The 18,374-nt window shown below is 65.2% G+C and carries 15 protein-coding genes and 1 tRNA gene; 2 read left to right on the forward strand and 14 right to left on the reverse strand.

All coding sequences use genetic code 11. The annotated features are described in order from the left end of the window. Window positions 1-58: 58 nt before the first annotated feature. The 3 genes from BN3270_RS07350 to BN3270_RS07360 are packed head-to-tail and all read right to left on the reverse strand — an operon-like array spanning window position 59 to window position 3,722. Window positions 59-745, reverse strand: coding sequence for a cytochrome b/b6 domain-containing protein (locus BN3270_RS07350; RefSeq protein WP_334258423.1), 687 nt, complete (start codon window positions 743-745; stop codon window positions 59-61). A 7-nt stretch (window positions 746-752) separates the two neighbouring features. Further along, window positions 753-2,399, reverse strand: coding sequence for a nickel-dependent hydrogenase large subunit (locus BN3270_RS07355; RefSeq protein ID WP_058986465.1), 1,647 nt, complete (start codon window positions 2,397-2,399; stop codon window positions 753-755). Beyond that, window positions 2,400-3,722, reverse strand: a complete 1,323-nt coding sequence (locus tag BN3270_RS07360) for a hydrogenase small subunit (protein WP_058986466.1) — start codon at window positions 3,720-3,722, stop codon at window positions 2,400-2,402. A 387-nt stretch (window positions 3,723-4,109) separates the two neighbouring features. Between BN3270_RS07360 and pheA the strand changes: the two genes are divergently transcribed. Continuing rightward, window positions 4,110-4,955 carry a prephenate dehydratase gene (gene pheA / locus BN3270_RS07365; protein ID WP_058986467.1) on the forward strand — a complete coding sequence of 282 codons (846 nt, stop codon included), beginning with the start codon at window positions 4,110-4,112 and terminating at the stop codon, window positions 4,953-4,955. Between the two features lie 31 nt (window positions 4,956-4,986). On the opposite strand, the gene BN3270_RS09520 is transcribed toward pheA, so the two are convergent. The 6 genes from BN3270_RS09520 to BN3270_RS07395 all read right to left on the reverse strand — a co-directional run bounded on the left by BN3270_RS09520 (window position 4,987) and on the right by BN3270_RS07395 (window position 11,374). Continuing rightward, entirely contained in the window at window positions 4,987-5,871 is an 885-nt protein-coding gene (locus BN3270_RS09520) for an HhH-GPD family protein (protein WP_058986468.1), read from the reverse strand. Further along, window positions 5,871-6,401 (reverse strand): RrF2 family transcriptional regulator, encoded by a 531-nt coding sequence (locus tag BN3270_RS09525; protein WP_058986469.1) that lies wholly within the window; start codon window positions 6,399-6,401, stop codon window positions 5,871-5,873. The genes BN3270_RS09520 and BN3270_RS09525 overlap by 1 nt, the downstream gene beginning before the upstream one ends. Then, window positions 6,401-7,882, reverse strand: coding sequence for a hypothetical protein (locus BN3270_RS07380; RefSeq protein WP_058986470.1), 1,482 nt, complete (start codon window positions 7,880-7,882; stop codon window positions 6,401-6,403). The genes BN3270_RS09525 and BN3270_RS07380 overlap by 1 nt, the downstream gene beginning before the upstream one ends. Before the next feature lie 142 nt (window positions 7,883-8,024). After that, window positions 8,025-8,681 carry an HAD family hydrolase gene (locus BN3270_RS07385; RefSeq protein ID WP_271711960.1) on the reverse strand — a complete coding sequence of 219 codons (657 nt, stop codon included), beginning with the start codon at window positions 8,679-8,681 and terminating at the stop codon, window positions 8,025-8,027. Window positions 8,682-8,846: 165 nt separating this feature from the next. Continuing rightward, a complete protein-coding gene (locus tag BN3270_RS07390) occupies window positions 8,847-10,331 on the reverse strand; it encodes an MDR family MFS transporter (RefSeq protein WP_058986472.1) in 1,485 nt (494 codons plus the stop codon). Window positions 10,332-10,447: 116 nt separating this feature from the next. Then, on the reverse strand, window positions 10,448-11,374 hold the full coding sequence (locus BN3270_RS07395; protein WP_058986473.1) for a serine O-acetyltransferase: 927 nt from the start codon (window positions 11,372-11,374) through the stop codon (window positions 10,448-10,450). 164 nt (window positions 11,375-11,538) lie between these two features. On the opposite strand from BN3270_RS07395, the gene BN3270_RS07400 reads away from it, so the two are divergent. Then, a complete protein-coding gene (locus tag BN3270_RS07400; protein ID WP_148335512.1) occupies window positions 11,539-12,402 on the forward strand; it encodes a M23 family metallopeptidase in 864 nt (287 codons plus the stop codon). 132 nt (window positions 12,403-12,534) lie between these two features. Here BN3270_RS07400 and BN3270_RS07405 read toward each other — a convergent pair. The 5 genes from BN3270_RS07405 to BN3270_RS07425 all read right to left on the reverse strand — a co-directional run bounded on the left by BN3270_RS07405 (window position 12,535) and on the right by BN3270_RS07425 (window position 18,359). Further along, window positions 12,535-12,611, reverse strand: a tRNA-Asp gene (locus BN3270_RS07405). A 93-nt stretch (window positions 12,612-12,704) separates the two neighbouring features. After that, window positions 12,705-14,222, reverse strand: coding sequence for a UDP-glucose--hexose-1-phosphate uridylyltransferase (locus tag BN3270_RS07410; protein WP_058986475.1), 1,518 nt, complete (start codon window positions 14,220-14,222; stop codon window positions 12,705-12,707). Next, the gene (locus tag BN3270_RS07415; RefSeq protein WP_058986476.1) at window positions 14,213-15,349 is read right to left on the reverse strand and encodes a galactokinase; all 1,137 of its coding nucleotides are present in this window, start codon (window positions 15,347-15,349) and stop codon (window positions 14,213-14,215) included. Before BN3270_RS07415 ends, BN3270_RS07410 begins: the two co-directional genes overlap by 10 nt. Beyond that, window positions 15,346-16,935, reverse strand: coding sequence for a glycoside hydrolase family 36 protein (locus BN3270_RS07420; RefSeq protein ID WP_058986477.1), 1,590 nt, complete (start codon window positions 16,933-16,935; stop codon window positions 15,346-15,348). The genes BN3270_RS07415 and BN3270_RS07420 overlap by 4 nt, the downstream gene beginning before the upstream one ends. After that, window positions 16,932-18,359 carry an MFS transporter gene (locus BN3270_RS07425; protein WP_058986478.1) on the reverse strand — a complete coding sequence of 476 codons (1,428 nt, stop codon included), beginning with the start codon at window positions 18,357-18,359 and terminating at the stop codon, window positions 16,932-16,934. Before BN3270_RS07425 ends, BN3270_RS07420 begins: the two co-directional genes overlap by 4 nt. Window positions 18,360-18,374 lie beyond the last annotated feature (15 nt).

Here is an 18,374-nt window from a genome sequence, read left to right on the forward strand (position 1 = left end):
GAAGAAGGAGCCCGCCGAAGCGAGCTCCTTCGTCCGGTGACCAGCTGTCCGGAACAGTCTAGTCCTTCACGGAATGATCTTCACCGGCAACGGCATGGGTGTTGATATCGTAGGTGATACCGCCATGCTCCTTGCGCGTGAACATCAGCTTGACGAGCGGCTTGCCGCCTTCCGCCACGGCCATGTAGATGTGGATGATCATGAAGATAATGAACACGAACATGCCGAAGTAGTGGATGATGCGCATGCTCATCGCACCGCCCACCGCAGCCACGCCGGCCGCGAAGAAGGGCATCTGAGCCGTGGGGCTCCAAAGGGCCAGGCCCGTGTAGCCCATGAGCAGAATGAGGATCGGGATGAGCAGGTAGGCAATCTTCTGCATGGGGTTGAACTTGCCCGACAGGGGCTCGTCCTTCTTGGCGAACAGGTAGAACTTGATCCATGCGCCGGCCTGATGCTGGTTGTCCTTCTGGGGCAGCCAGGTCTTGTATTCCTTCTGCATCTGACGGGTGCCGTTGGTGGGCGCCGCATCGATGACGAAGGCGAGGATGACGCGGACGATCACGTTGATGACCAGAACGAAGCCGCAGAAGATATGCACGCCGCGGCAGACGCCCATGCTCAGGAACGGAGCGAACGGATAGTGGATGATGAAGCCCGTGCAAATAAGCAGGATCATCGCGACCAAGTTGATGTAGTGCGTGACGACGAACGCGAGCGGGTGGGATTCCCGGTAATGTGCCATAGCCATGCTACTTCACCCCCCACGGGCTGGTTACCGTCTCGAACTTCTTGCCGGTCTTCGGCTCGGTGATGTGCACGGAGCACGCGGTGCACGGGTCGAAGCTGTGGACCGTGCGCAGGGCGTTGATCGGCTTTTCCATGTCGGTTACCGGCACGCCGATGAGGGCCTGTTCCAGCGGGCCGTGCTCGCCGTTGCCGTTGATCGGGGCCAGGTTCCAGGTGGACGGGATGATGATCTGGTAATCGGTGATCTTGCCGTCCTTGACCTTTTCGGTGTGATAGAGAGCGCCGCGCGGAGCTTCCCAGAAGCCCGTGCCTTCGCCCGTGGTGCGTTCCGGCGTGCGGAAGTACTCGGAGTCACCGCTCTTGACGGCCTCGATGAGCTCCTGCGTCCAGTCCTTCATGAGCTTGGCGACGTAGAGCGTCTCGATCTGGCGCAGGCCCGTACGGCCAAGCGTCGACTGGGCGATCGAAATCTTGCCCGGTGCGCCCACCTTTTCCAGGAAGTCGTCGACATGCTCGACGATAAAGGGCACGCCGCGCTTGTAGGCGACGAGGATACGCGAGAGCGAGTCGCATTCCATGGGCTTGCCGTCATAGGTCGGCGCCTTGACCCAGGTGTAACGATCGTTGACGTCGTAGTCGGTGAAGAGGGGCTTGGTCTCGCCTTCGCGCGGGTTGAGATCGGAGTCGCCTTCGTACCAGGAATGGCCCACGTATTCGGAGATCTTGTCCTCGTCGACTTCGGTGAGGTTGAGGTTCTCGTCGAGAATGCCGGAGGGCAGGTAGCGCTTGCTCATTTCGAAGCTGGGGTCGCTGAAAACGCCCCAGGCGCCGTAGCGGCCGCAGCCCTTGCCCCAGGTGAGGGCTTCCTGATAGTAGGGAACGAGCGCCAGGGTGTCGGGGATCATCGTTGCGGACACCCAGTTGTAGACCTCGTTGACGAGACCCCAGAGGTCGTCGAGCTTCTCTTCGGTCGGGACGAACATGGTGCCGCCCACCGTGGAGGTCATGATGTGGGGCATCTTGCCACCCAGAAGGCCGGCGATTTCCGACGACTTGGCCTGCATCGTGAGGGCTTCCAGGTAGTGGCCCGTGAGGATGAGGTCGACTTCGGGCGGCAGCTTGTAGCCCGTGCCGTTTTCGGAATCGAACCAGTTGCCGCTGAAGATGGACAGCTGCTTGTTGTCCGCGAAGGTCGTGAGGCGCTTGGCGAGCTGGTTGAGGTCGGTGTTCATGGCCAGACCCAGCTGCTTGCTCACGTCGATGGCGTCGCCGATGTTGGCCTTAAGGCCGTTGAGCGGGTTGACGTAGTCGAGCGCGCAGAGGTTGTAGAACCACAGGATGTGGCTGTGGAGGAACTGGGCGCCTTCCATCAGGTTGCGGATGATGCGCGCGTTGTTGGAAATGGTGATGCCGTAGGCCTTCTCGCCGGCGATCGAAGCCGCGTGGGCGTGGGAGACCGGGCACACGCCGCAGATGCGCTGCACGATCTGCGCGGCGTCTTCGGGCGTGCGGTCGCGCACGACGAGCTCCATGCCGCGGAAGCAGCCGCCCGACGACCACGCGTTGGTGATCACGCCGTCTTCGACTTCCATCTCTACGCGCAGATGGCCCTCGATACGGGTAATCGGGTCGATAACAGTACGTGCCATTTACTCGTTGCCCCCCTTCTTGCCCGTAAGCGCCTCATGGCGCTTTTCGTAGTCTGCCTGCATCTTCTTTTCGAAGTCTTCGGCCGACATGGTTTCCTTGGTGCCGTCTTCATGGATGATCGTCTTGGGCTGGCTGTAATCGCCGACCGACTTGTCGGGATGCTTGGCGTCCCAGGCGCGCTTGGGCTCGATGCGGACGTTGCCCTTCATGCGCTTGGAAGCCTTCCAGCAGAAGCCGTGCACCACGAACGCGGCAGCGACGATGCCGGTGAGCCCGAAGCAGATGGCTTCAGGCTGCACGACCCAATCGCCGATGCGCAGGTCGCGATGGCGCTTGTAGAAGGGCGTATTGACCTCGACCCAGTTGTGACCCGGGTCCATGGGCGCCGCTTCGCAGCAACCGATGCAGGGCGCGCCGGCTTCGACGCACCAGGAGCGCTGGTTGTTGTAGCGGACGATGCCGCAGTTGGCCTTGGTCTGGGGACCGCGGCAGCCCACCGCGTAGAGGCAGTAGTTCTTGGCTTCTTCTTCGGAGCCGAATTCGTAGACGAACTCGCCGTTCTCGAAGTGACCGCGACGCTCGCAGTTGTCGTGGATCGTCTCGTTGAAGATCTGCGAGGGCTTGTTGTCCTCGTTGAGGTCGGGCAGCTTGCTCATCATGACGACGTCGACGAGCACAGCCACGAGCCATTCGGGGTTGGCCGGACAGCCGGGGATGTTGACGACCGGGGTGGAAATGCCCGCTTCCTTGAGGTACTTCTGCACGCCCACGGCACCCGCGCTGTTGGGATGGGCGCCCATCCAGCCGCCGTTGACGGCGCAGGAGCCCAGGGCAACGACCGCATTGGCCTTGCCGGCGGCTTCGATCAGATGCTCGGTACCGGGTTTGCCGGCCACGCGCAGGGCGTTGCCGCCCCAGCCTTCGAGTACGGCGCCTTCGTAGACGAGCAGGTAGTTGCCCGCTTCGATCGTCTGTTCCTTGGCTTCTTCCATGGAATAGCCGGCAGCTGCGGAAAGGGTCTCGCTGTAGTTGAGCGAGATCATTTCGAGCACGACCGTCGCCGGATCAGGTTCGGTGCTCTGCGCAAACGCTTCGGTGCACCCCGTGCACGAAGCACCCTCGATCCAGATGACCGGATAGAGGTTGCCCTCCTTAGCGCCAATCACAGATTCTTCGAGAGCCTGGGCAACCTGGGGGACGGTGAGCTGGGACAAACCAGCAGCCGCCACCAGCGTACCGCAGAGCTTCATGAAGCTGCGGCGTGACACGCCACGCGCGTTCAGCATCTGCTCGAACTCTGTTCCGATGGCCTCTTTTTCCATGTGCACACCTCCTTGGTGTTCTCGACTGCAGTGCATGGAAAATAGCTGTTGCTCAGATACGCTCGTACGAAACGGTTGCCGTTGACACCGAGGAGGAATCTGATATCGTGTTACGTTACTGGAAGTGTGTAACACTCTCATGATTCTTCCGCGGATGGCCAGCAATAATCCCGTGCAAACGTCCTTAGCCGTTGCCTAAACGTAATAATTATACCCATTACGTTATGAAACAAGATTATATGTGAACTTCCTGCGTCAAACACCAACACAAATGCATTTTTGACTGCAAATCTGAAACGAGATTGAAATCTAGATGAGGAGTTTACAGCCTACTTCATTTTTGCACCCCACATCCTCATACATGTGGGTTTTTGAAAGGAATCGGCGATGACGGAACAGATCTCGATGGCCTTCTTGGGACCCTTCGGCACCAACTGCGACGAAGCCGCTCAGGTGTTCGCCGGCAAAATCGGGCAGGACGTCGACTTCCAGCCCTTCGACTCCTTCGCCGACGTCTTCGAGGCGGTCGAACGCGGCAAGGCCGATTACGGCGTCGTCGCGACGGAAAACTCGCTCGAGGGCGCCGTCACGAGCACGCTCGACAACTTCGCCTTCCACAACAGCACGACCGTGATCGGAGAGACGATCCTCGACATCCACCACTGCCTGGTCCTCCACCCCGGCTCGCACGTCGCCGATGTGAAAACCGTCGTGTCGCACCCGCAGGGGCTCGCCCAATGCCGCCGCTACATTCAGACCAACCTGCCCGGACGGCGCATCGTGACCGCGTCGAGCACGGCCGAAAGCGCCCGCATGGCCGCCAGCGACCCCACGGTCGCCGGCATCGCAGGCGAGTTCGCCGCCAACCTCTACGGGGCCGAAGTGCACGAGCGCGAGATCGGCGACCGCATTGGCAACCAGACCTCCTTCGCCCTCATCGGGCGCACCGGCGCCCGCCCCCTCTTCCAAGGAGACCGCTACATCACCTCGCTCGCCCTCTTCCCCAACGACAACCGCAAGGGCACGCTCAGCATGATTCTCTCGGAGTTCGTCTACGCCGACATCGACCTGTCGATGATCCAGTCGCGCCCCACCAAGCAGGGCCTGGGCAGCTATATGTTCTTCGTGAACCTGGAAGGCAAGCTCGAGCAACCCCAAGTCCAAACGGCCCTCAACTGCCTGCGCCTCAAGCTGCGCCAGGTCAAGGTGCTCGGCAGCTACCCCGTCGCCTAGGCGCCCCGCGCGCGGGCGAGATAGCCTGCCGCTAGACGCGATAGCCCTCTCCCTCGCGCACGAAGAATCCCTCCCCCTCCAGTTCAGCCAAAAGGGCCTGGAAGACCTCGTCGTCGACCGCTTCGCGGCCGCACGCCCGCTCGTGGGCGTCAAGGAGGCGGTGGAGCTCCGAGGCCGCAACACCCGGTTGGGCGAGCACCTCTCGCAAGAGGAAGGACCGCTTCTGGCGCTTCGACCCCTCGAAGCGGGACTGGCGATGGTAGGCCTTGGCTTTACGCGAAGGGTTGACCTGGTCTTTCTTCAGCTGGGCACCCCAATCGAGCAGGGCGTAGTACCAGCCGCGGGGGTCATCGCGCGAGCAGGTCGCTTCAACGAGGGGGCGCAATTGGGCGTCGGAAACCTTTTCGGCGGCCTGGGGGAAGAACTCGTGGATGAAGACGGCCCTCACGTTGGTTTCGATGTAGACCGCAGGCTTGCGGTAGGCGAAGGCCACGATGCCGGCCGCTGTGGCTGGGCCGATGCCGGGAAGGGCTTCGAGCTCTTCGACCGTGGCGGGCATGGTGCCCGCATAATCGCGCGCGCAGATCTGGGCCGCGCGCAGCAGGGCCAGGGCGCGGCGGTTGTAGCCGAGCCCCTGCCACATCTCGAGCACGTCAGACGTCGACGCGCTCGCCAGGGCGTCGATCGTGGGAAAGGTCTGCAGGAAGCGGGGCCAGTAGGAGAGCACGCGGGCTACCTGGGTCTGCTGCAGCATGGCTTCCGACACGTAGACCGCATAGGGGTCATCGAGGTAGCGCCAGGGCAGATCGGGGCGGGCGTAGCGCTCGCCCGCTTCCCAAACGCGCGCCTCGAAAGCAGCGAGGACGTCTGCGTCGGGCAGGGGCCTCGTGGCGCCGGCACGGGCAACCGCCGCCACTAGGCGCTCGCAATCTGCGAGGATGCCGAACAGGAGGCGGGGCCGCGCCCGCTTATGAGTTCCTGCATGCTTATATCGACCGCCTCGTCCGCCTTCTGGTCGACAGAGGCCTTGAAGCCCGCCAGGTCGCTGTCGGCCTCGAGGACCTCGTAGAGGGTGATCGACCCGAACAAGCCGGCGAGGGCGCGGTCGGCCGCCTGCCACATGCGGTTGAAGGCGCAGGCAGCGTTCTTGGGGCAGGTTTCGGGATCGGCCGCGCAGGAGGACACGGACACCGGCCCCTGCAGGGCGTGCAGCAAGTCGAGCACGGTCACCGTTTGGGGATCGATGGCCAGCTGCAGGCCCCCGCGCGACCCGCGCACGGTGCGCACGTAGCCGATCGTGGCCAAATCGTGCTGGATCGTGCGGGCGAAGGCATAGGGGATGTCCTCTTCCTCGGATATTTCCGCGATCGACACGTAGCGCTCGCGATGGCGGTAGGCGGACCGCAGGATACGGCAGGCGTAATCGCAGCGTCGGGTGAGCTCCATCAGCGGGCCCCTTCCTCTCCATCTTCGGCGGACGCATCCTGGGCGCCCCCGTCGATCTGGCGCATAAGCTCTACGACGGCCGCGTCCTCGAGCGCCCGGTACTCGGGCGTGTCGAATGGCTGGAAGGCCGCGATCTTGTCGATGATGTTGTCCTTTGACACGGGCACGAAGGCGCGGCGAGCAATGCTTTGGCGATAGGCCTCCTCGACCGCCACGCGCGCGGCCTCTGCGATTTCCGAACGCGAAAGGCCCTTGGTGTAGGCGACGAGCGAGGCGGCGTCGAGGTCGGCAAGCGAGGCGTGCTCTTCCTGCTGGCGCTCCCAAATCTGGGCGCGTTCGGCGGCATCGGGCAGGTCGATGTCGACCGCCGACACGGGCCCCAGCAGGGTGGCGAAAAAGCCTTCGGGGCGAGCGTCGGCATCCGCCGTGGCCAGAACGGTGACCTGGGGGTTTTCGACGGCCATCTGAATGAAGGCCACCGCTTCGCGGGCGCCGCGCGACAGCTGGGGCACCATGCCTTCGGGCACATCGTCGCCCACGGCGGGCACTTCCCACAAATCGATGTCTTCGAGCATGAGCACGCCCGGCCCCTCGAACCCGTTGCGCGGGGCGCGGGGGCGGTGCTTGAAGCCCGGGGAGGTCATCACGCAGAGGACTGGGAAGCCCTGGGGGGTTTCGTCCATGTACATGCGCACCGCGTCTTGACCGATCTCGCCGGCCGTAGCCAGCATGAACTCGTTGGCGTCCTCGCGCGATTCCGACCGCAGGAGAATCGTGTCGGTGCGCGGCAGGGCGTCGATGCCGTGGCGGGCCCGCATGTCGGCGACGAACCGTTCGAAGGCGGGATCGCGTTTGACGCCGACCCCATAGGGGCGCATGAGCTCGATCGCACGGCCGTAGCCCGTGAGGGAATCGTAGTCGACGCCGATTCCCGCATCGGCAGCGTCGGCGTTTTCGCCCGCGGCATCGCCGGCGTCGCCTGCACGCGCAGGGGACGCTGCGGCATCCGCCTGCGGAATGAAGGCGGCAACCGCCGCAGAGCCGGGCACGTCCATAAGGGCCTGCAAGCCCGACAGGTGGTTGGAAATGAGTTCGGCCAAATCGCCCGACTCGCGAGGCGCGGATGCCGGAGGCTCTTCAGGGGCGTGGCCGTCGAGCTCGTGAAGGCGCTTGGCGTTTTCGGCCGATTCCTCCTCGTCCTGAAAGGGTTCGAGCTTTTCGAACACGTAGGCCGCCAAGGCGCGCTCGTTCTGGTCGCAGGCCTCTTCCCAGGCCCGCTTGAGCCCCTCGACGAAACCGGGAGCCGGTTGGTCGCCCGCCTCCTGGGCCTTTTCGAAGGCGGCAAGATAGAGATGCATGGCCAGCGAACGGTCGCCGCCGGTCCAGGCGCGGTCGGCCCGCTCCAAATACACGCTGGGAGAGCAGGCCGGCGAGCGGTCGAGATCGTCGGAATCGTTGGCCCGGATGTTCCTACCGAACATGAGACCTCCCTCTTATGGACAAATGGAATGATAGTTTAGCAATGCTGTTTGTTTCATAGTACGTGCGCACGAGGCAGACGCGAGCGGGGAACGGCCAACGCCACGAAATCGTAACGGATGTGTGGAACAAGGCGTCCGGTCGCTAGGACCAGTCTTCGACGCGCCAGTCGCGGCGCTTGGACTCGCGACCGAGGGGATTATCGGGGCAGACGGCGCAGGGGCGCTCGGCGCACGCGAGTAAGGGCGCATCGGAATGGTGGTCGCCATAGGCGTGGTCCACGCACCAGGCGCCCTTCCCGAAGGCCTCGTCGGCCCAGCGCGTGAGCGCGCGCACCTTTTCCTCGCCTTCCACGGGCAGGCCGTCCACCTGCGTGGTGTAGCAACCCTTGTCATCGACCACCATACGGGTGGTGAGGGCGTGGTCGAAGGGGAAATCGCGCGCAGCCCGGGCCACAATGCCCGACCAACTGGCCGACACGATCACCACCAAACGGCCCGCGGCCTTGTCGCGCCGCATGGCTTCGATTGCGGCCGGCCGCACGCGCGAGGCGATCTTCTCGTCGTAGAAATCGGCAAGGTAGCGGTCGACGTCCGCTTTGGGCTTGCCTTCGAATGCGCTGAAGACCTTGCCGCGCACCCAACTCTCGTTTTGGGGCAGGCGCAGCTTGTAGGCAAGGGCCCAAAAGCCGATTTCTATCGCTCTGTGCAGGGGCAGCAGGCGATGCCCGAGAAGGTAGGGAACGAGCAGGGCGGGCGAGTTGCCGTTGATGCAGGTGCCGTCGAAATCGTATACGGCCAAATGCGTCGTTTGTCGCTGAGGAGGCGTATGCATACCGCTGCCCATGAAAGCTTGAATCCTTATCGTCGTAGATACTTGAACTCGGTATTATACCGCGCCCGTGAGACAAGGGGAGCGAAGGGGCCCGCCCGAGACGACCGGCAGGCGCCTGCGTCCTCCCCCGCCCTAGGCCTTGGCCGGCTTCTTCTTCAGCGGCGTCACGATGAGGAGGACGCAGGCCAGAACGAACAGGGTGAGCACCACCTGCATGGCGAAGCTCGCATGGAGGCCGGCAAGCGAGACGCCGGCCGCCGCCGTTGGCGCGTTGGGCTCAAGGGCCTGGGTAGCCGCCGCCATTGACGCCACGAGCACGCTCGACCCGAGCGAGCCTACGATCTGGCGCAGGGAGTTCACGATGGCCGTGCCATGCGCCACGTCGGGCCCCGAGAGCTTTTCAAGGGCATAGGCGGTCATGGGCATCATGAGGAAGGCCAGACCCACCATGCGCACGCAGTAGAGCAGGCCGATCACCCATTCGGGCGTGGACTGGTCGAAGAGGGCGAAGGACAGCGTCCCGGCCGCCAGGGCGAGCAAGCCCACCGTCGCCGACACGCGCATGCCGTGGCGGTCGTAGAAGGAGCCCACCACCGGCGAGGCGAAGGCCATGAGAATCGATCCGGGCAAGAGCACGAGGCCCGCTTCCAGAGCCGAAATCCCATGCAGTTCCTGCATGTAGAGGGGCAGCTGAACGGAACCGGCCACCATGGCGATCTGGGCCAAGGCGCACAGGGCCACGCCCAGGATCACGTGCTTGCCGCGAAAGAGCTGGACCTTCAACACCGGTTCGCCAAGATGGAGCTGCCGGTGGCAGAAAGCGATGAGCAGAAAGCCCGCCAGGCAGAGGATGGCGCAGCAGGATGCGTCGTAGAGCCCCCGCTGCTCGATGAGCGTGACGCCCACGAGCAAAAGGACGAGACCGGGAATGAAGAGCAGGCAGGACTTCAGGTCGAGGGCCACCTTGTAGTGGGCGCCTTCGCCGTGCACCGTGAAAAAGGACGCCGCCAGGGCGAGGGCCGCGAACCCCCCGAGCAGGACGAAGATCATGCGCCAGCTGGCCTCCTGCACGATGATGCCGGCGATCGAGGGGCCGACGGCGGGCGCGAACCCGATCACCATGCCCACGAGGCCCAGAGCAAAACCGTGACGCTCCTTGGGGTAGACGCTCACCGCCACCGTCTGCACGAGCGGGATGAGGACGCCGTTGCCGCCGGCCTGCAGGAAGCGGGCGGCCAAAAGGACGTAGTAGCTCGGTGCCACCCAGGCGAGCGCCGAACCAAGCACGAAGCAAGCCACGGCCGCGAGGAAGAGCTTGCGGATATCGAAGCGCTGAATGAGGAAGGCGGTGAGCACCGAAAGGATGCCGAGCACGTAGATGTAGCCCGTGGTGAGGAGGTTGCCCATCGAAGCGTCGACGGCGAATTCCTCCATAATAGCGGGCAGGGCCGTCGAAAGCATGGCCTGGGCCGCCGAGGTCACGAAGGTTGCCGCCAGCATGATGTAGAAGACCGCCTTGACCGGAACCTTGGCCACATAGGCCGGCACCGTTTCGGGAATCCGCTGGGGAGCCTCCCCGCGCTCGTGCGACTCTACGTGCGCTTCTGCGCTGCTCATGGCTGCGTTCCTTTCCTCATTGCATTTGTGCGTTCGAATCTTGACGGAAATCTCTCAAGACGAGCAAGGGGCCGCGCGCTCGCGCGCACAGCCCCTTCGCAACGCCCATTCGAAACCTAGCAGGTCTCGAAGCCTTCGGCGTCGTAGCGGTGGCTCGACTGGCGCACCTTGACTTCCTGGTTCTTCAAGGTGACCCGCGAGTTTTCGGGCACCGATTCGGTGACGAAGGTGCTGCCCGCAATCACCGTGCCCGACCCGATGACGGTCTCGCCGCCCAGCACGCTCGCATTCGCGTAGATGGTGACGTAGTCGCCGATGGTGGGATGGCGCTTGACCCCGCGCAGACCCTGTCCGGCGCGCGTGGACAGGGCCCCGAGGGTGACGCCCTGATAGACTTTCACGTGGCAGCCGATCTTGGTGGTTTCGCCGATCACGACGCCGGCCGCATGGTCGATGAAGAAGTAGGGGCCGATGTCGGCGCCCGAATTGATGTCGATGCCCGTATGGTCGTGGGCGTACTCGTTCATGATGCGCGGGATCAGGGGCACGTCCTGCAGGTAGAGCTGGTGGGCCAGGCGGTAGACGAAGATCGCGAACAAGCCCGGGTAGCTGAAGATGATCTCTTCCTTGCTCTGGGCGGCGGGGTCGCCGTCGAAGGCCGCCTGCACGTCGGTGAGCAGGACCTTCTGCACCTCGGGCAAGGCGCCGACGAAGGCGTCGACGATCTCGTCCGAGCGGCGGGCGATGACGGGACGTTCGGCGCGCGGGTCGCGGAAGAGCAGGGCCTCGCGCACCTCGCGGCGCAGATGCTTCCTGATGCGCATGAGCGTGTCGCCGATGAAATAGGCCGGATGACTTCCGCAGGAAGCCGCCTCATCGCCGAAGTACCCGGGGAACATGAGATGGCGGCAATCTTCGATCACGTCGATGATCCGGTTGCGGTTGGGAAAATGGCGGTCGGGTTCGGTGAAGAAAATCTCGGGCGCGCTCGCGTAGTTGTCGGCGATGCCGCGCACGACCGCATCGAGTTCTTGATTGTCCATGTGCTCTCCTTCAAATGGCCCAGCCTATGTGGACGCCGTGTGTTCCGCCCATCAGTATGGCACAAGGTCCCCCGCTGCCTTGCACGTCGTTACCGAATTGAGAGTAGAATTGTGACCGTTGCAAATTCGCGGGCGCCGCGGCGCCCCTCATACCGGGAGACTTCGTGCAAGAACAACCACTGCAGCAAGAGCCCGCGCGCGCTCCGGCGCGCATCGTCGTGCCGGTCACGATCGGCGTCACCGCCGTCGCCCTGCTCACCGCCTACACGGTAGCCCTGCCCTTCGCCCACGGCGTGTGGTCCAACCTGAAGGGGCAGGAGCCGGCCGATGCCACCCCGCTCGCCCTTGTGGAGCCCGCCGACCAAGGGGGCAGCGACGACCAGGACGCCTGGTCCCCCACCAGGCTCGTCGCCCAATGCAACGGCGTCGACGTCCATGCGCCCATCGACGCCGCGCACATCACCGCGGTCCTCTTCCACCAGGCCTCCTACGCCTACGCGCTTCCGCTGACCACCAACTTGCCCAAGGCCGATGCCGCAGCCGCCAAAGCCGCCCAGCAGGTGCGCGTCAACCACGACCAGACCGACGGCGACTGGCTCGACGCCGACGCCCTGCACCTGTGGCGGTCGCAGGATTCCACCGACATGGATACCGCCATCGATGTGGGCGCCACGGCGGGCACGACCGTAATCGCCCCCGTGTCGGGCACGGTCGTGCTCGTGCGCGACTACCAGCTCTACGATCGCGTGCCCGATATCGAGATTCACATCCAGCCTGACGGCCATCCCGAAATGGACTGCGTGGCCATCCATATCACCGATGCGCAGGTGCAGGCGGGCGACCATGTGGAAGGCGGGGTCACACCCATCGCGAGCGTGCGCGATATCGCCTGTTCGATCGACGGGATCCAGCTTTCGGACTACACGCCCGCCGACGACCCGGGCAACCACACCCACATTCAGGTGAACAACGCCGACTACCCCGGCTACCGCGAGAAGAAGCTCCAAGGAGCGATCGCCGTCCCATAGCCAAGGCCCCGCGCGTCGGGGCCTTTTTTACGCCGCGACGCACGCGGCCGTCGCACCGAGCGCATGGGCAGTCCCCGCGACGCGATAGCCCTTACACGAAAAAAGGAGCCCGAAGGCTCCTTTTACATTCGATGGCGGGAAGTACGAGACTCGAACTCGCGACCTCCGACGTGACAGGCCGGCGCTCTAACCAACTGAGCTAACTCCCCGTGCTTTTTGCAGCTCGTTCAATATACAGGAGCCCCACTCCGCACGCAAGCATTATTTTTTCCGATCTTGCCGCCCGGTTCGAAACGGGTGCATCACGCAAGATGCGCGAGGAACCGCTCCCAGGCCGCACGGCCGGAATCATCCCACTTGAAGACGCCGGCGCATTCCAAAACCTGGGCGAAAACCTGACCCACTTCGCGCTGAACCACCTCGCGGACCGTAGCCTCCTCGAAGGACCCGTACCGCCCGCGCAGGCCCTCCGCCCAGATTGCATGGGGCGCGCACAGGGGGTCGGCCGCGAGATCGGTCCCCCCTACCAGGGCGCGCTCAACCGCGGCGAGCTCGCGTTTGAGCCGCCCCGGCAGAATCGCCAGCCCCATGACCTCGATGAGCCCGATGTTCTCGCGCTTGATGTGGTGCAGGTCTTCCGTGGGATGGAAGACGCCCCAGGGCGCCTCTGGGCTCGTCACGTTGCAGCGGAGCACCAGGTCGAGCTCGAAGGCGCCGCCCACGCGCCGCGCGATGGGCGTGATCGTGTTGTGGGGCACGCCCTCGCTTTCCGCCACGATTCCCACCTCCGAATCGCTGTAGCCCCGCCATACGCGCAAGACATCGTCTGCCGCGACCACGAGCTCTTCGGGGTCGGTCGCGCGCAGCCGCAACACCGAAAGGGGCCAGGTGACCGTAGAGGCCTCCACATGGGGATAGCCCGCAAGCGTCACACCTTCCCCGTGGGGCGCGCGCTCCATGGGGAAGGTGTGGCGACCGCCTTGGAAATGATCGTGCGAGAGAATCGACCCTCCCACGATGGGCAAATCGGCATTCGACCCGAAAAAGTAGTGCGGAAGCGCCTCGGTCAAGGCAAGCAGGCGACGGAACGTGACCGCATCGATGTGCATGGGTCGATGAACGGGCGCCACCGCAATGCAGTGCTCGTTGAAATAGGCATAGGGGGAATACTGGAGGGCCCAGGTCTCGTCGCCCGCATCGATGGGCACGGAACGCAGGTTCTGCCGCGCGGGATGGGCGCCTTGGGGGCTTTGGGGCCCGCGGCCGCCATACCCCACGTTTTCGAGGCAGAGGGCGCAGGCCGGATAACCGCTGCGCCGCGCCCGTCCCGCCCGGGCGATGGCCCGCGGGTCCTTTTCGGGTTTGGAAAGGTTGATCGTGATTTCCAAATCACCCCAGCGGGTGGGGGCAAGCCACTTCTCGTCACGGGCGATGGCGGCCCGCCGCACGAAATGGGCGTCTCCCGAAAGGGCGTAGAACCACTCCGTGGCCGCCGATGGATCGGCCGCACGCAAGCGCTCGAAGCGGCGGGCCACCTCCGAAGGCCGCGGCATAAGGAGGCCCATGACGCGGCAGGCGAAGGCGTCGTCGCTCTCGTCTTGGGCAAGCGCCCCCGACGCGCGCGCGAAGGCGCACAGGTCCGAAAGGGCCCCATCGATCGCATCGACCGGAGCCGGGGCCACCGCCCGCGCAAATCCCGCCCCGTCGGCGCCCACCGCATCGAGCACCGTGTTACGGGTCCACAGCGCATCTTCGGCCTCGATGAGGCCGCGCTCGCGCGCGTAGGCCACCAGGCCCTCGACGGTTTCCTCTATTCCCATTGCGCACACGCTCCTTGCGTCGTCAGGTCGAGCACGGAAGATGCGCCGGCCCCCAGGTGGGCGTCCATATACGAAACGAAACCCCGCACCCCGTCGGCGGGCACGTAGGCCTGGATGCTGCCCCCGAAACCGCCGCCGTGGATGCGCACGGCGCCGCTCTCGCCCAGCCAGGCGTCCGCGAGCGCCAGGGCCACCATAGCCTCCTGGCCTTCCCCGCCCGGGACCGACACGTTCTGCAGATAATCCGCCGACGAGTGGGCCGACGCACGCGTGGCCCTCAAAAAAGCCCCGACGTCGCCCGATCGCAGGGCGAAGAGCCGCTCGTCGACCAAGCGCATCTCACGGTAGTAGTGGAAGGCCCGCAAGGCCACGCGGTCGCCCTCCTGCGCGCGCAGGCGGTCGAAACCCACGAAAAACCGGTCTTCGGGCACGTCGCAGAGGCGGCGGGCGCCGAAGAATTCCGCTGCCGCCCGCATGTCGAGGGGAATCTGCGCATAGAGGGGCGTAAGGCCCGCATGGTCGGCGCCCACGTCGACCAGGCAGACGGCCAGGCCTGCTTCGGCGAAGCTGAAGTCAACCGCCTCGACGCGGGCCTCGTCGGCGGAAAAGTCCATGGCCTCGACGCCGCCGAACGCGATGGCCGCCTGGTCCATGAGCCCGCAAGGCTTGCCGAAGTAGTCGCGTTCGGCCGCCTGCCCCATGAGCGCCAGCTGCAGGGGGTCGAGCGTCTCGTCGGCGAAGAGGCGCGCAAGGCCCGCTCCCACCGCAAGTTCGAAGGCCGCCGACGACGAAAGGCCCCCGCCCGACGGCACCGTGCTGCGCACGCGGCCCGAAAAGCCGCCCACGGGCACGCCGGCCGCCTTGCACTGGGCCACCACCCCGCGCACAAGGGCCCGCGAGCTGCCCTCCTCGCCTGGGCGCGGATCGACATCGCGCACGTCCAAGTCGACGGGACCGAAGCCCTCGCTGATCAGGTGGGCATGATGGCCGCCGGCCGGCTCTAACACCACCTCGACGCCCTGCCCCACCGTGGCGGCGATCACGCGTCCGCCCTGGTGGTCGACATGGTTGCCTGCGATCTCGGTTCGTCCCGGCGCGAAGGCGCGCACCCGCTTGCCCCCGCTCATCGCCGCTTCCTTTCCGCCAGCGTATCGACCGCCCGCTGGAAGACTGCGCGCTCTTCGGGCCCCCAGGCATCCATATCGTCGGACGTGAGCAGAAGGCTGCCGAAGAGGCTGTCGGCCTCGAGGAGCTCGCGCTTGCGGGCAGGCGAGATGCGCACGTCGTCGCGCAGGAAGAAGACGTCGGGATCGCAGCCGAAGGCCCGCCCGTCGAGCGGAGCGCGGTAGACCGTGTTGGCCAGACTGCGCGCCGTGCTCGTGCGCTCGCGATGAAAGAAGCGGGCAGGCGGGACGTTGTCCCAGGTGAGGCCCACGTCACAGCCGATTCGGCAATAGTCGAAGACCCCGAAGGCACTCGCCAGCGGCACGCCGCAGCCCAAGATGGTGCACGAGGGACCGGCTGCTTGCCGCAGGAGGTCGACCGCGTCGGCCATGAGCTCGCCGCGCGTCATCCCCGCATGGGGCAGCATGCAAGCGGCATAGAGGAAATCGAGTTTCAGAGCGCCGAACCCCCAGTCTGCCACCGCCGTGCGCACGCATTCCCCGACGTAGGCGCGTACCGCGGGATTCTGCGTATCGAGCGCCACGTGCCCGCTCCAGTGCGAGCCCGTGGTCACCGGCGCCCCGTTATCATCGCGCAAGAGCCAGTCGGGATGGCAGGCCGCCAAGAGGGAATCACGTTCGACCACGAAGGGCGCCATCCACAGACCCGGCAGCGCCCCCGTTCGCTCGATCTCTTGGGCGACGGCCGCCATCCCGTGTGGAAAGGATTCCGTGTCGGGTGCCAGCCAGTCGCCCTTGCGGCACCAGCCGTCGTCGACGAAGGCCACCCGGCCCATGCCGTGCGTATCGATCGCGTCGAGGCCGCGCGCGAGGGCGGCCACGTCATGGGCGACAGTTTCCTCGTCGATGTCCTCGTAGTGCCGGTACCAGCTCGTATAGCCCACGCGGGGACTGTCGCCCCCATAGGGGCGTGTGCCCATGGCGTCGAACCAAGCGTCGAAGACCGCGTCTTCGCTGCCCTCCTCGAGCACGAAGGAGGCGAGGAGGGCGTCTTCGCCCGCTTCGAGGTCGCGCGCCGGGACTTCGGGTTCGAAGGTCACGCGGCCCGCATCGGCATCGGTGCGCAGCAGCGTGAAACCCCGCCTCTCGCCGGTCGAGGCGAGCAGGGTCACGCGATCGCCCCTGCGCACCGTCGCGTAGGTGAAGCCGTGCCGGCAGCCGGGCCGGCCCTCGTAGGACGTGAACCGGTAGTCCCCCATGGCGTCGATCGCATAGTGCCGCACGCCCCATTCCGGCAGCCCGTCGAGCCCGCGCATCACCGCCCAGGGGGCCTCTTCGGTCGCGTCGGTCCACGACTGGTAGCCGTTGAGCAGGACGCGTTCGTCGGGCGCGAAGTCATGGGCGAAGGTCACCGTGCACGACGTCACCCGCAGGGGTACGCGCGCGGTAAGGCCCAGTGCGCCCGCCGTCCCGTCGAAGGCGAAGGAGAAGGCGGCCTCGTCGGTTGCGCAGGCGCCCGACCCCGACCGCTCGACGCTCACCGCGCCCGCCTGGGTCTCGAAGCGGACGCTCCATCCCGCAAGCCTCATGCCCGATCGCCCTCTTCCGCACGCGCGACCGCATCGCCGATCACCGCGAAGACGCGGTCCTCGTGGTAGCGCATGAAGACCAAGCCGCCCGCCAGGCAGAAGACGGCGGCCACCGCGGCGGTGAGCCGGTAGCCGACGCCGCCGGCGCCCACGAGCGCCAGACTCGTGAACAGAAGCATCGCGAGCGACTGGCCCAGTTTGAAGGCGAAGGTGCGCGCGGCGTAGAACATGCCCTGACGGGCCTCGCCGGTGGCCACCGCGTCGGCCTCGGCGATGTCGGCCACCACGGCCTGGGGCAGGATACCCAGAATCGCCATGGGGATGGCCGCCATCACGGCCACGATCACGCCCCAGACGACGCCCGGGATGCCGAAGAACCCCACGAAGACGGTAAGGGCGAAGGCGCAGGAGAAGAAGAGGAAGGCGAAGGTGACGAGCCGCTTTTTGCCCCAGCGCTTGGCGAGCAGGTTGACCGGGGCGTAGCAGATAAAGCTCACCAAGGTCATGAGCGCGAAGAGGGGGAAGGTCATCGTGGAGTCGAGTCCCATCAGCTCGGTGATGTAGAAGGGCAGGCCCGTCTGGAACAAGGTGAGCGCGATCCAGTAGAGCACGTCGGATTTGACGAAGGTGAGAAACTCAGGGTTCTTGAAGGTCTTCACGAGGCTCTTCACGGTGCCCGTCGCGCTCGGCTTGGTGACCGCGTACACGTGCTCGTCGATCGCGAAGGAGGGCACGAGCATGCAGACCACGGCGATTGCCGCAAGCAGGCCCACCGTGAAGCGAAAGCTCGCCACCATGCCCATGGCCGGTTCGAAGACCGCCTGGATCGTGGGCAGCAAGTAGGCCACGGCCGTGCCGAAGAAATAGGTGACCGAAATATAGGTCGACACGTTAATGCGCAGCTCCTGCGTGCGGCCCAGCTCGGGGATGAGGGCGTTGAAGGGCGTGCAGTAGCAGGTGAGCCCCAGATAGAAGCAGAGGACCATCGTGAAGAGGAAGACGTCGTTGACCCAGCTTGCCCCGTCGACCGGAGAGATGAAGACGAGCACCGTGGCGATGCCGAAGGGCACGGGCGCGTAACGCAAGAAGGGCATGCGGCGGCCCAGCCGATGGGTGCACCGGTCGGAAAGGGCGGCGATCCAGGGGTCGGTGAAAGCGTCGAAGATGCGGCCCGACGCGGTGATCAGGCCGATGACGGTGATTCCCAAAAAGACCGCGCCCTGGGTGATGAAGATCTGCTGCCCCTGCGCAAGGAGGCTCTCCCCCGGCTGATAGTAGTAGACGAGCCAGTTGGTGATGACGCCCGAAAGGGTCGACCATCCCAGCTGCCCGATGGCGAACAGCCAGAGAATGCGGTTGCTTGCCAGCTTCCGCTGGCCCGCTGAGGGCGCGCACGAGGAGGCGTCGAGAGCGTTCGACTTCATGTGACTTCCTATTCG

Source organism: Hugonella massiliensis (genome assembly GCA_001486445.1).
Taxonomy (GTDB): Bacteria; Actinomycetota; Coriobacteriia; order Coriobacteriales; family Eggerthellaceae; genus Hugonella; species Hugonella massiliensis.